Origin of the sequence: Vibrio tubiashii ATCC 19109 (assembly GCF_000772105.1) — a bacterium.
In the GTDB taxonomy this organism is placed as follows: Bacteria; Pseudomonadota; Gammaproteobacteria; order Enterobacterales; family Vibrionaceae; genus Vibrio; species Vibrio tubiashii.
On record NZ_CP009354.1, the window covers coordinates 489,324 to 503,172 of the forward strand.

9 protein-coding genes are annotated in these 13,849 nt (G+C 45.7%); all 9 read right to left on the reverse strand.

The annotated features are described in order from the left end of the window. Nucleotides 1-8: 8 nt before the first annotated feature. A complete protein-coding gene (locus IX91_RS02395; RefSeq protein WP_004742641.1) occupies nucleotides 9-884 on the reverse strand; it encodes an N-acetylglucosamine kinase in 876 nt (291 codons plus the stop codon). Then, complete coding sequence (locus tag IX91_RS02400; RefSeq protein WP_004742642.1) at nucleotides 877-2,604, reverse strand: glycoside hydrolase family 9 protein; 1,728 nt, start codon at nucleotides 2,602-2,604, stop codon at nucleotides 877-879. Before IX91_RS02400 ends, IX91_RS02395 begins: the two co-directional genes overlap by 8 nt. Nucleotides 2,605-2,667: 63 nt before the next feature. Further along, a complete protein-coding gene (locus IX91_RS02405) occupies nucleotides 2,668-3,663 on the reverse strand; it encodes an ABC transporter ATP-binding protein (protein ID WP_004742643.1) in 996 nt (331 codons plus the stop codon). A gap of 42 nt (nucleotides 3,664-3,705) precedes the next feature. Beyond that, entirely contained in the window at nucleotides 3,706-4,689 is a 984-nt protein-coding gene (locus IX91_RS02410) for an ABC transporter ATP-binding protein (RefSeq protein WP_004742644.1), read from the reverse strand. Between the two features lie 2 nt (nucleotides 4,690-4,691). Then, on the reverse strand, nucleotides 4,692-5,717 hold the full coding sequence (locus tag IX91_RS02415; RefSeq protein WP_004742645.1) for an ABC transporter permease: 1,026 nt from the start codon (nucleotides 5,715-5,717) through the stop codon (nucleotides 4,692-4,694). 2 nt (nucleotides 5,718-5,719) lie between these two features. Beyond that, nucleotides 5,720-6,706, reverse strand: a complete 987-nt coding sequence (locus IX91_RS02420; protein WP_004742646.1) for an ABC transporter permease — start codon at nucleotides 6,704-6,706, stop codon at nucleotides 5,720-5,722. 173 nt (nucleotides 6,707-6,879) lie between these two features. Beyond that, complete coding sequence (locus IX91_RS02425; RefSeq protein ID WP_004742647.1) at nucleotides 6,880-8,562, reverse strand: ABC transporter substrate-binding protein; 1,683 nt, start codon at nucleotides 8,560-8,562, stop codon at nucleotides 6,880-6,882. A gap of 652 nt (nucleotides 8,563-9,214) precedes the next feature. Beyond that, complete coding sequence (locus IX91_RS02430) at nucleotides 9,215-12,601, reverse strand: response regulator (RefSeq protein ID WP_004742648.1); 3,387 nt, start codon at nucleotides 12,599-12,601, stop codon at nucleotides 9,215-9,217. A 209-nt stretch (nucleotides 12,602-12,810) separates the two neighbouring features. Beyond that, a complete protein-coding gene (gene rsmC / locus IX91_RS02435) occupies nucleotides 12,811-13,833 on the reverse strand; it encodes a 16S rRNA (guanine(1207)-N(2))-methyltransferase RsmC (protein ID WP_004742649.1) in 1,023 nt (340 codons plus the stop codon). Between the last annotated feature and the right edge of the window lie 16 nt (nucleotides 13,834-13,849).

The window sequence follows — 13,849 nt, forward strand, 5'->3', positions numbered from 1 at the left end:
TCTTATCCTCAATAAAGATTGTGCTTAGGTTGACCGGCAAACATGATTGCGCCTTCAATGGCATCAAACTGCGGTTCAACGATCCAAGACTGTACTGGTGGCGAAAGCCAAGCTTTGATGCGCTCGGCAATGCTGCCCATTAAACAGATGCGAGTCGCACCTTTACGATTAAGTGCCACTAGGAACATTTCAATATCTGCAGCTGTCTGCTTAAGCATATCGATTGCTAAGCTATCGCCCTGGTGAGCGTGTTGAAAAATTGCAGGAGAGAATTGTCCGTAGTCTCTTGGTAATGCTGATTTAGACCATTCCACTATTTGGTCGACATCATGGTTGAAATGAGCGAGAACGTGCTGAGCAAGTGGAGTCTTTTCGCCGATACCATCTTGAGCAAGAAGCACTTTTTGAATAAGACGTAGGCCCATAACAGCACCGCCACCTTGATCTGAGATTGGAAACTCTCGTCCACCGACAACGTGTTGTTGACCATTTTCAAGGTAGATACCACAAGAGCCTGTACCTGCAATCATGATCGCGCCAGCATCACCATTGTGAGCACCAATACATGCGCCGTAGGCATCGGTATTGAGTACTATTGAGGCAAACGGGTGCGGTAGGTTCATAAATGCTTGCCATGCTGATTTTTGCTCAGCACCCGCGAGAGCAAGGCCAAGATGCATACGAGCAAAGTCATTGGTGTTCAAACCACCCTGATCGGTGGCCTCAGTAATGGCTTGAACAATCGAAGCCATTGCAACTTCAACGCCTAGCAAAATATTGGCGCTACCGCTTTTCGCTTCGCCGATTAAGTTGCCTTGTTCATCACGAATTCTGGCGCGGCAGGAAGTACCGCCACCATCAACACCAACAAATAACTTACTCATTGGCTGTCTCCTCAGTATTGAAGTGAGCGAACTGACTTACTATCGCGAGTAAATACCAAGCGCCATGTGGAATCCATTGCTCTCCCCAACGCCAGTTTTGCAGCATGTCGTCTTTTTGTTTCTCTGGGTTAAAGGCGATGTCGTTTTCGTCTTCAAAGCCTGCGGTAATACCGTTACAAATGCCGCCTTTTGCATTAAAGAATCCAAGCTGTGGCAGGTAATCTGGGTTGTTGATGCCATGCCCATCCAGCATGCACATGTGGTAAGGGTTAAGGCCTAAGATCCAGTTGAGACTGTTTTGGGCGAAAGCGAGGAGTTGTTGCTTCGTCGCATGATCTTCAATATGCGCAAGGGCAAAAAATGCCATGCTACTGAGAGAGCCTAAACGTGCATTCTCTCCTTGCCACCAATAGCCGGTTTCATTGTTCTGCGCGACAAAGAATGCATCTCGCTTTTCACCATCAACAGATTTGACGTATTGGCGAGGGTAACCAAACGGGTTTGCCACGCTATTGCTAATCGTCAATTCAAACTTCACCGCTCGATTGAGCACTTCGGTCACTTGTGATTTTCGTTGAGCGTTAGGTTCAACATTGAGGTACTCACATAGAGCGATAACGGGCAGGCCGGCTTCAGCAGCGTGATAGTATGGGCGACTACCATCTTGGTTGGCTGCCCAGTAATGGTTGAAGTTTTGGTCACTTTGCTGACGTGAGACCAGTTGATTGCTCCAGTAGCGGCACTCTTCAAGATACTGTTCATTTTCTGTTGTACGCAGCAGCTCAGTCACTGCTAGCAATGCACAGTACTCATCAATGATGTTCTCGTGGCTGTCATCTAGGTATTGGCGGTTAAACTCTTTAAGGTGCCAATAGCCTTTCTCAGCAGCGGCTAAGTATTCTTGGCGAGTAAACTCACCTGATTCATCTAATCGAGCTGCCTGAGCTAATGCCGCGATAGAGATACCGCCACCTTGTCTAAAGCCTGCTTGATGGTCTTCAGACTTGTGACCTTCTTGAGTGGCGTAGGCACAAATTTCTCGCTGTTTGGTATCTTTCGACCACTTATCAAAGACGGTCATGTAAAAGTAACCGGCTTCATTTTGCATTCGTACTAGGAAATCTGCGCCGAATAGCGCCTCTTCAACTAAGCGAACTTTAGAGAAAGCGGGTAGGGCATCACCACTGCCTACAAGCTCTAAACCTTTGAGCATGTTCCAAACTACCATCGGAGTTTGCTGTGGGTTTAGATAATTGGCATACGACAGGTGACTTAGGTATTTGCTGACATCTCCTGAGGCATCATACCAACCGCCTTGAACATTTACGGTTTGATCACTGCCGAGAATAGGGATCTGTTTGTCTTGTTTGTCAAAGCGGCCACCACATCGCTGTGATTTGAAGTAGTGGAGTAGGTCGGAAAAGGTTGTGTTGAGCAGTAGGCCTTGCTCAATTGCAAATACTTCAGAGCGCAGGTTTTCAACTCTTAGGTAGAAGCGTCCTGCTTGTTCAAAATCAGAGAATTCAATACGAAAAAAACTCCCTTGGTGCCAATTAGCGACCTTTGTGCCTTTCTCAATAGCAAAAGTCGCCACAGTTTGATGACTGTCGGCACATACTAACAACGCAGTGGTAGATGAAAGTCGTGTCTTGCCGGTCATCAAAACAGCCTGCTTTGGCCCAAGGGCTTCATAACCAATATGGTTAGTAAGTAGCAGCATTAAAATCTCCGAAAAATCAATCTTGGTATTAGTTGAGCCAAGAAAATCTTGGCTCTTTAGGTTTTAGTTTTCGTATAGGTAACAGCGAACAAAGTGGTTATCAGAAAGCTGAGTCACTTCTGGTAGCTGTTCGCGACATTTATCAGAAGCGTGCTGGCATCGACCGGCAAAAGGGCAGCCTACAGAGACTGGCGTCCAGAGTGGGATCTCGCCTTTGTTGCCTTTGAGTTTCTCGTGAATCGATTTGCTTGGATCTGGTACCGCAGAAACCAATAGCTGTGTATATGGGTGCTGAGGGTTATGAATGATCTCTTCCGTATCGCCCCATTCAACCATGTGGCCGACATACATAACCGCGAGATCTTCTGCAATGTAACGTGCAGTAGCGATGTCGTGAGTGATGTAAAGCAGAGACATTTGTTTCTCAAACTTCATCTCTTCCATTAGGTTGAGTACACCAGCACGAATCGAAACATCCAGCATTGACGTCGGTTCATCGGCCAACACCACTTCCGCACCTACTGCGATGTTGCGAGCTAAGTTGACACGCTGACGCTGACCACCAGATAACTGATGCGGGAACTTTTGCGCCGTTTCTTTTGGTGGGATAAGACCTACTTGCTCAAGCAGATCGTATACACGCTCTTCCTGTTCCTTTTTATTGCGAGGATCCACTTTTTTATGGATCAGCAACGGACGAAGAATATGGTGGAAGATATTGTGAGTAGGGTTTAGTGAACCAAACGGGTCTTGCCAAACCATCTGTACACCTTCGCGGTACGCCATTAGGTCAGAACGCGAGTCGATGGTTTGAATATCACGACCTTTGTACTCAATCACACCATCGGTTGGTGCATACATTTTTGCGATCATCTTGGCGGTTGTTGATTTACCTGAACCAGATTCACCAACCACAGACAGGCCGCGGCTTTTGTACATTTTGAATGATACGTCGTTGATGGCACGCATCATTGGCTGTTGTAATGCATTGCTACTGATCGGGAAATCTTTAACTAGGTTTTTCCCTTCTACCAATAGCTCGCCAAATTCTTTGCTCATAATTGTCTCCAGTAATCTTTATAGTTATTTCTCAATGGCTCTCTAGAGTTTGCTTTGAGCTATCGGGTCACCATAAAGGTGGCAATTTGAGAAACGATTAGGCTCAATTTGTCGTAGTTGAGTCGGTACGCGAGTACATGCCTCGTGAACGCGGTCACAGCGTGCTTGGAAACGACAACCTTGTGGAATTTCCAGTAGGTTGAGAGGGTTTCCTGGAATACCAGTCAACTTAGTTTTTGGCCCAGTTAATGGAGGGAAAGAACTACCTAACCCCTTGGTATAAGGGTGGTAAGGGCTTTCTAGAATCTGTTTCGAAGGCGCAACTTCAATTAACTCACCTGAGTACATGATGCCGATGCGGTCAGAGAACTCGACCATCAAAGAGATATCATGGGTAATGAATAAGATTGAGAAGCCAAACTCTTCTTTTAGTGCATAGATCTTTTGCAGAATCTCACGTTGAACCACTACATCCAGTGCTGTGGTTGGCTCATCCATGATGATCATCTTAGGATTGAGCGCGAGAGCGATCGCAATCACCAAGCGTTGACGCATGCCACCCGAGAACTGGTGCGGGTAGTCAGTGAGTCGGCTAGGGTGAATATCGACAATCTCTAACAGACCTTCAGCGCGTTTACGGGCTTGTTCACGAGTCATGTTGGTGTGGCGCATAATAACGTCACAAAACTGCTCTTCCATGGTCAGTACAGGGTTCAAAGCATTCATTGCGCTTTGGAACACCATCGACATTTCGCTCCAACGGAACGACTGCATTCGATCGTCACTGTACTTAAGGATATCTTCACCATTGAAGATAACCTCACCACCGGTAATGAATGCAGGCGGCTTATGCAGGCGCATTAGCGAGAAGGCAACGGTTGATTTACCACAACCAGACTCACCTGCTAGGCCAAAGACTTCACCTGGGGCAATGTCAAAGCTGACATTGTTACAAGCACGGACGTCGCCTGCGTCAGTAATATAGTCAACGCAAAGGTTGCGGATAGAAATAAGTGGGCTAGTCATAATTATTTATCTCCGCTCCAAAGTGCATTTTGAGGTGGCATTTCAGGTGTACGTTCTTTCTTATCTTGAGCAGCAAGCTTCTTCCAACGCTTCATGCCTTTATGTGAACGTAGCTGAGGGTTGGCAATCTCATCGACTGCGAAGTTAAGCAGCGCTAGACCAGTAACCAGTACAGTGAGTGCAATACAAGGTGTAAGAACTTCCCACCATGCGCCGATTAGCATCGCAGATGATTGGTTAACGTTGTAAAGCATGATGCCCCAGCTGATGGTATTCGGGTCACCAAGACCAAGGAACGAAATGATAGATTCCATACCTATTGCGTACATCACTGAACCAATAAAGCTCGCGCCAACAATTGGGATTAAGTTCGGTAGAATCTCAACAAAGATGATGCGGAAAGAAGACTCACCAAGCACTTCTGCGGCTTTAACAAACTCTTTCTCTCGCAAGGCAAGCGTTTGAGAGCGAATAACCCTCGCGCCCCAAGCCCAGGAGGTACAGCCAATAATAATGGCAATGGTTAGCGGCCCTGCCTCACCAATGAATGCGGCTAAAACAAATAGCAATGGGTATTGAGGGATAACCAGCATGATGTTCATCGCGGCGGTTAATACGTCATCAACACGGCCTCCGAAGTAACCTGCTGAAATACCGATGATGGTTGCAAGTAGACACACTGTGATACCCGCACCAAAGCCGACACCGAGAGAAATACGCGCACCGTGAACAAGCTGAGACCAAATGTCGCGGCCCATACGGCTAGTACCAAGAACGTGATCGGCTTTTTTGGACATGATCATTGTGCGGCGATCAGTCGCTAAATTCTGTGCAATCCAACCATCTGGGTTAGCTTTTGCTGAAGTGACAACAAAACCTGGGTACTCATGTGGATTACCTGTTCTTTTATCTGGAGCATGCTTAGTCAGTACCGGTGCGAAAATCGCGACAAGTAAGAACACTGAGACAATGGCTAAACCGACACGTGCGTATGCGTTACCTAAAATTAGCTTAAATAGTTGTTTCATAATTATTTTCCTCCCTTGCGCAGGCGAGGGTCTAGAACGACATAAGCCATATCTGCAATTAAGTTAAATGACAGCATAAACAGCGTCATAATGATTAATTGACCTTGAAGAACCTGGTAATCACGTGCGTGAATCGCGTTAAGAAGAACCGTACCAAGCCCTGGGTAGTTAAAGATGATTTCTACAATTAGCTGACCGCCAATCGCCATACCGAGTGACATTGAAAGGGCAGTCACACTTGGCAGTAGCGCATTTCGTGCTGCGTAGTTGAAAACAACGCGGTTTTCGCTCAAACCCTTACCTTTCGCCATAGTGATGTAGTCTTCGGCGAGTAGGTTAATCATGTTGTTACGCATGTTGATCAAGAAGCCACCGATCTGAACCACAGAAGCACAAAACAGCGGCAGGATGGCGTGGTACGCGACGTCTTTGATGAACTCCCAGCTTGTCCATTCAGGCACTGTACCTGCTGTGTAGGCATATCCTGTTGGGAACCATTTCAAGCCGATTGCGAAAGTAAAGAGCGCTAGCATCGCGATAACAACTTGAGGGACGGCTTGAATAATGAGCATGCCTGGTGTGACGAAAGCATCGTACTTGCTGCCGCGCTTCCATGCGGCGAAGATGCCTAAGATAGAACCTAGCGAGAATGAAAGGATTACGGCTGAACCTGCAAGGAACAGTGACCAACCAAATGCACCACCAAGCAGTTTATTTACTGAGAGCGGGTAGAATTGGATTGAAGTACCCAGCTCCCAGCTAAGAATGTTTTTCATATATGCAATGTATTGAACAAATAGGCCGCCATCGACGAAACCTAGCAGTTCTTTCATTGCTGCAATACGTTCAGGCGTTACCTGAACCGATGCGTTTGCAAACATCATGGTGACCGGATCGCCCGGCATCGCACGTGGAATAATAAAGTTTAACGTCGCAGCAACTAACAGCGCGACCAAATAGAACGACAAACGTCTTAAAAAATAACCCATAACTTACACCTTACTTACCCAGATTTTCCCTGTTTCTGGCTTCAGGTCGCCCTAGCGAAAACGAAAATTTAGAGCGAACAATCCCCTGACGACTAGCGCCACATGACAAACTGGTAACAGTGAGGGGGATTTTGCGGCATACGGAATGTATGCCGCATAGTTAGAACAACTACTTATTTAACTGGTTTTAGGTCCAGTACGTGTAGTAGACGCTCTGGGATACCAGCCCAAATGTTTGGACGGCCTTTTGGATTTTCTTCGTTCCACCAACCAGTAAAGCGAGTTGTGTTGTATTGGAACATGTATGCACCAGACAATACTGGAATCGTTACTTGGTCTTTAGCAATGATTTCCTGAATGCCGTGAGCGATTTCTAGCTGTTCGTTCTTATCAGCTGTTTTGTAGAAGCTGTTAAGAAGACCATCAAGTTTGTCGTTCTTGTAGTAGTGCATTGCAAAGCGAGGCATACCGTCACCAGCTTGTAGCTCAGAGTTGTAGCCACTGTTCCAGTATAGATGTGGATCTGCACCGTGGAAGTAGTTGGTGTAAGCAACGTCATACGTAGCTTCTAGCATCGCTTGGTTGTACACAGAGAAGTCTGGAGTACGAGCTTTTGCTTTAATACCTACTTCAGCAAGTTGCTCAACCGCTAGTTGAACCGTGTTGTTGAAGTCAGTCCAACCGTTAGGAGATTGAATCAGAAGTTCGAAAGACTTACCTGATGGAGTGTCTACGAAACCGTCATTGTTAACATCTTTAAAGCCAGCTTTTTCTAGCAGCTTTTTAGCGCCTTCAACGTTGTAAGTGTTGTAACCTTGGTATTTCTTATGAGTGCCTTCGTCAGACCAAGTCTTAAATGCATAACCTAGACCTGAAGCGAAGTCATTCACTGTACCGCCGCCGTAGAATGCAATGTCGATAATCGTTTGACGGTCAAGTGCCATTGAGAATGCGCGGCGGAAATCAACGTTTGTTAACGCTTCATTTTTAGCTGCGTCAGGGTGCTTAAAGTTAACAACAAATGCCTGTGTACCTGCTGGCGGGTACCAGTAGTGGTGCTTAGGACTTGCCGCTGCATACGTACGATCGATGTCTGGAATGAATGATGAAGTCCAGTCCATTTCGCTGTTTACAACTTTACCAAGGAATTGGTCGTTGTTTGCGATCTGAGGAACTCGTAGACAGTCTACATCTAGGTTATCTGCGTCCCAGTAGTTCGGGTTTTCACACTGAATGTAAAGTTGTGGAGTGAAAGTCGCGATTTCAGTAAACGGACCAGAGCCTACAGGATTTTCGTTAGTGAACGTCGATGGATCTTTAATCTTGCTCCATACGTGCTGAGGAACTACAGGTACTTTTACAATTTCGTAAGGAGCATTTGAGTTTGCTTCTTTGATATTGAATTTAACTTGGTAGTCATTCAGTTTCTCAACGCTAGAAACCCAAGAGTTGATACCACTTTGATCAAGTTCTGGCTTCTCTTTCACTAGATTAAATGAGTAGATCACATCATCTGCGTTGAAGGTTTCACCATCAGACCATTTCACGCCTTTACGTAGGTCAAATACAACGCTAAGTAGATCGTCTGCAATCGTGTAGTTCTCTGCAAGACGGAATACAGGTGTATTACCATGCATCTCGTTGAAAACAACAAGAGGCTCGTATAGGAAATCTGTTGTTGTATGTAAGTTCGTTGCACCTAAGTATGGGTTAAAGTTACGTACGAAAGTGGTGAACTCTTTAGGGTGGATAGTTAATTCACTGCGTTCAGCTGCTGCGGCTACTGAAGTAAAACCAGTTGCTGCTGTTGCGATAATTGCTGTTGCTAGTGCTGTTTTTTTAATGTTGGCAAGCATAGCTGTTCCTTACTATTTGCTTTCATTTCACTAATGGATTGGAATGTCATCAATTGAATAACACTCACTAAGGCCTACCTCTGTAGGTAACTTTTCGCCGGAGGTGACGAGCAGTCTAGAGTGGCCTGTAGGCCTTAGGCACAGTAAGAAAACACCTTAACGTCAATTTTCGCAATTGCTATTCCCGTCAAAACCGTTAAAACCCCTAATTATGACGTCAATAATGTTAAAAAAGCTCTATAGGAGTGATTTTTTGGCCAATAATTGAGTTTGAACTGAGTCGCAATAAGTCACCTTTTGTGTTTGCTTTGTTGGTGGTTACTAACTTGTTACCCCCTTTAAAATCAAAGGTTTTCTGCCGCCTGTAGATCGTGAGATCTTAGTCACGCGTGCTATAAAGCGTTAATTTTCCCCACTAAATAAAAACTGCCGTCTTGTTGTGATTGGCTTCGCAATATGAGCTTTATTTGTTCAATAGAGACGATAATAAGCTTGTTTTGGTCGTTTTGAGTAAGTGTTATAGCTTGAAAATAACGCCTTGTTTGAGTTGTTTTACGCAGCGTATTAACGTCATTTAAAGTTGCTCTACTCATTTTGTTTGGGCAACAAAAAAGCCTGCACAAGCAGGCTTTAGTTCGTTTGTCGCTACGCGTTAGCTGGTGAGCAAATGCTGCAATTTATCGCGTAATCCTTCTATGTGGGTTCTCTCTGGACTTTGTTCATTACAGTGCTCAAGAATGTAATCGAGAGAGCTTAATACGGTTCTCCAACGCGGAGTCTTAGGTAGGGTTTCCGGTCGGAGGTACTTGTCCAAGGTACGGGTTTGCAGTGTACTTCGGTCGAGATACACGCGCCACAAACCGCTTTGCTCAGCAAAAGCAAATTTAGTTTGGCCTGTGACCGATTCCCAATAAATAAGCGCGCTGGTCATCGCTTCTACCAATACTTCGCGCATCACCTCTTGTTTCGATTTGTTGTCGCTTGTTGCTCGGTCTGCCAAGCGTGTAAATTCACCACCTAGTTCTTTAAGCTCTTGCAGTTTTGCTTTATCCCCTTCAAAAGCGAAGCTAGATAATGCTTCAATTGCGGTTTCTAGGTTGTTAATACGCGCAGCATTGATACCACCACCCACATTGAAGATGTACATAGAGCGCAGCCCAGCTCCTTCAGGTAGTTTAAGGATATCTGCCGACAGATGTTGCCTTACATCTTCTACATAGACATCAATAGTGCCGCAGTAGTGTTCCTGTTCCACGTTGAGGAACTTAGGCGCAATGATTTCGTCGGCGCTTGAACGCTTTAGCTGTTCGGTTGAGCGTTTAAACAGTCTTGATGCTGCCTCGTTGGCGAAGCGAATCTTATTATCTTCTCGTACGCAGACAATGGCCTCTGGAGCGGTCTCAAGTTGCTCAAGTAGTCGGCCTTGTGTCTCAAGTAAACTCGCTTCGACGATTGCCCGATGTTTTAGCTCTTGATGCAGCTGCTGATTTTCGATTCGACGCTGTTCCGCTTTGCTAGCGGTGAGATGAGCGACGATACGAGCAGCCAGCTCTTGCTTGTTAAATGGCTTGGATAGATAGTCGTTGGCACCCGCGTTAAAGCCACGTACCCGATCATCAGTTTGGTTTAAAGCGGTTAGCATGATCACGGGTAGTTGCGCATGATCGTAGGTCTCGCGCAGAGTTTCACATACTTGGTAACCACTCATTCCTGGCATCATGATATCCAGTAGTAGCAGCTCAGGTTTTTCTTTACTGATGGCTTCAAGCGCCTCATGACCATCTTTCGCGGTTCGAACACGATAGCCTTCTAGGCGCAAGAAACTATCCAGTACCCGTAAGTTTACGGGTTCGTCGTCGACGACAAGTAATAGTGGGCCGTCTGGATTTTCAGGTAAGCTTGCTGGCTCCTCTAGTTCAATCTCACCAGAGTTTGGCGCTCTAAAATGAGCGGATTCATAATGGTTTGCATGCTCAATTTGCTCTGTATTGGCGATTGGCAACGTGAAGCTAAAGGTGGTTCCAACCATAGGTTGACTGCTGACATAGAGCGTACCTTGCATTAGTTCAATTAGCTGACGGCTAATCGACAAGCCCAATCCCGCTCCCTGACGATAACGACTCGCGTCGCTTCCTGCTTGAATAAGAGGTTCAAATATATGGTCAAGTTGATCCGCTGGGATACCTTGCCCTGTATCGACCACTTGAACGCGAATGTTGTCATCTACCACACTGGCAGAGATAACGATCTTCCCTTCACTTGTGTACTTAATCGCATTGCCGACCAAGTTATATAAAACTTGCTCTAGTCGTTGCGGATCAGCGCTAACCCAGACAGGCTCGTCTGGAACCTGATTAATAATTCGCAGAGGCTTAGAGCCAATAAGATGAGAAGAGAGTTCCAATACCAAGCGAGTAGAGCCTGCTAAATCGACGGCACTGGTCTCTATATCTAGATTGCCATAGCGCATCTTATGATAGTCGAGCAGGTCATCAACCAAGGTTGCTAAACGTTGACCACTATTGATGATGATATCGAGCTGATACTTATGTTCAGAGGTGATTGGGCCATTAGCGCCAGAGGCGAGGGCTTCAGCTATACCGACCATACCATGAAGTGGTGTGCGTAGCTCATGGGAAGTCGTGGCTAAGAACTCATCTTTGAGTTTATTCGCCAATTGCAGTTCTTCATTTTGCTTCTGGATCAGTTGAAGATTACTTTCTAGCTCTTCATTCTGCTGTTTGATCAGAAGGATCTTTTCTCTAATAGAACGCTGCATCCGCTCGAAGCTGATCGCCAAGCGCCCGATTTCGTCTTTGCGCTGAGTGTTGTTCATGTCGGCATCAAGATCGCCAGCTGACACTTTCTCTGCTGCCCAAGTCAGTTGCAGCAGTGGTGAGGTGATAAAGTTCGACAAATAATGCGAGGCCATGACAACCAAGAGAATGGCTGTCAGCATGGCGAAGATAAACAGGGTTTCGAGCTGGTGGACACGGGCGAAGGCGACGCTTTCTGGCACTTCTACCACAATGGCCCAGTCAATGCCTTTAAAGGAAATTGGGCTGTATGCGGCAATAATCGCTTCATTTTCGGTATTAGTATAAGTGCCTACGTCGCTTGCACCTGTAAGTGCAAGGTCGACCACTTGACGGCTTTTATCAATATCTTCTTGTTGGTAGGCAAGGGTGCGTGATTGATGATCGGAGCCGACTAGTAACGTCTTCATCGACACCAGATTGCTCTTGTCGGCGACCAGTTTGGTGATGCCATTATTTGGCAACCTGAACATCGCATAACTGTGCAAATAGCCTTGCTGGATTATAGGCGCACCAAGCCAAGCTACGGGTTTTCCCTGCTCGCTAGAAAAGTCGGAAATAATCAGAGGGGTAAAATCTTCATTGGTTTTGCGTTTATCGTTAACTAGATTACGCAGCTTAGCGAAGGTTTTACCTAAGTTATCGTCTTTGTATTTACCCGTCAGTAGGTTAGTACCAAAGTTATCATGCTTGTAGATCGAGTAAGTGACATTACCTTCTCTATCGACAAGTAGAATGTCATCAAAATCAGAGCGCTTTAGAAGCTCTAGATATGCCCAGTGATAACGTTTGTGGAGAAGGCGGTAGCGCTCTGTACCGTTGTAGACACTGGACTGAGGTAATATTGAGGTTTTAATTTGGTCGCCTGAACCTTGGATATAACGACGCTGAGCGTACTCACGAGCTTGCTCAATATCCAAACCTAAGCTGCTAAATGCGTTGACCAAACCATAGAAACGTCCGCCACTGGCATAGGCTAATTCCGAACGGACGAAGCCCATTACCTCAGATTCCTTGGCGTATAAGTAATCGATCACTTGTTGGCGCTTGCTATCTCTAACCGAGGTTAGGTGTGAGGTACTTTGCTCTTGAAGATCTTGAGTGTGGGATTGTAAGAAAAAGATCGCAATAACCGTCAGAGGGGTAATACTCAACACTAAAAATGCCAGCATTAAGGTACTCTGAAGGCGTTTAAACTTCTGTTTTCGATAAAACTTAAACATAGCCTGAGTTTAGTTTCCGTAAGAATACTGCTTATATGGAATAGGGCGCACCAGATAAGCGAGACAAAACGTTATTTTCCTAAGATGACAAAATTAACGAGTTTTTTTACTTTGACAAGTAAGTTGCGATCAAAGCGTGGAGAGTGGCGCAAATTTAATGGCTACAGGTGGGATATTGCCCAATCTAAGTGAGGGATTGGGCGGTTAAATTACTTTTTCGCGTGGTAAATAGCGAATTTGTTGGTCTTATTTAGCGTCTCACAATTACCGTAAGCTTGCTCAATAATCGGTGGATACTTTAAAAAACTATTGGCAACAATGTACAAGTGACCTTGGTTTGCGCTCTGCTTAGGACCTTCGGCAAGTAAGGTTTCTGTTGCGCTGTAGCTAGTATCAAGCCCCGCGTGGAACGGCGGATTACTAATGACAAAGTCATAATCGTTACTGGTATCAGAATAGATATCAGAGGCAAAAACTTTAGCTGTTAACCCGTTGGCTTCTAAGGTTGCTTTGCTCGATGCCACTGCTAATGCGCTGATGTCGCACATTTCTAGCTCAATATCTGAATTCAATAGTGCCATCACACTACCGATAACACCAGCACCACAACCAAAATCAAGCACCTTGCCGCTTAGGTCAGGTAGTGTATCAAGCAGTAGCTTACTACCGATATCAAACTCACCATGACTAAATACACCCGGTAAGCTCTTAATCGTCAACGAAGTTTGCTGATATTCGACTTGATAGGTTTTAAACCAGGCTTGCAGCTCAAACGGAGCGGGAGTCTGTGTACACTGCCCCCAGTAGAATGAGCAGCGACGCGCGGAATCGTATTTGGTGATCAAGCCATATGGCTTAAACATTTTCTCGATGCTTTTCACACCTGAACGGTTTTCCCCGACAACCACGATCTCTGTGCCTTTGCCAAGTTTTGCCATCAGCATGGCGAGTAAGTATTCCGCTTCGGCTTTTGCTTTCGGCCAGTAGAGCAGCACCATATCGGCTTGAGTCTGCTGATTAAATTCAGCACCAAAGACACTTGTCACCTGCGAGTATGCGCTCAACTGTCGATGGTAACCATAGTTAGTGGTGAAGACAGTGACAGAGTGACAGTGTTTAGTAAGTTCGACGGGAAAAAGATCTTCAGCTTCTCCAGCGACCAAAACGTGCTTACCTTCGAAGTAGGCAAACTGTCTCTCAGCGATTTGACTTGGTGCAATATAAGCAGACATAGCAAACTCAGTATAA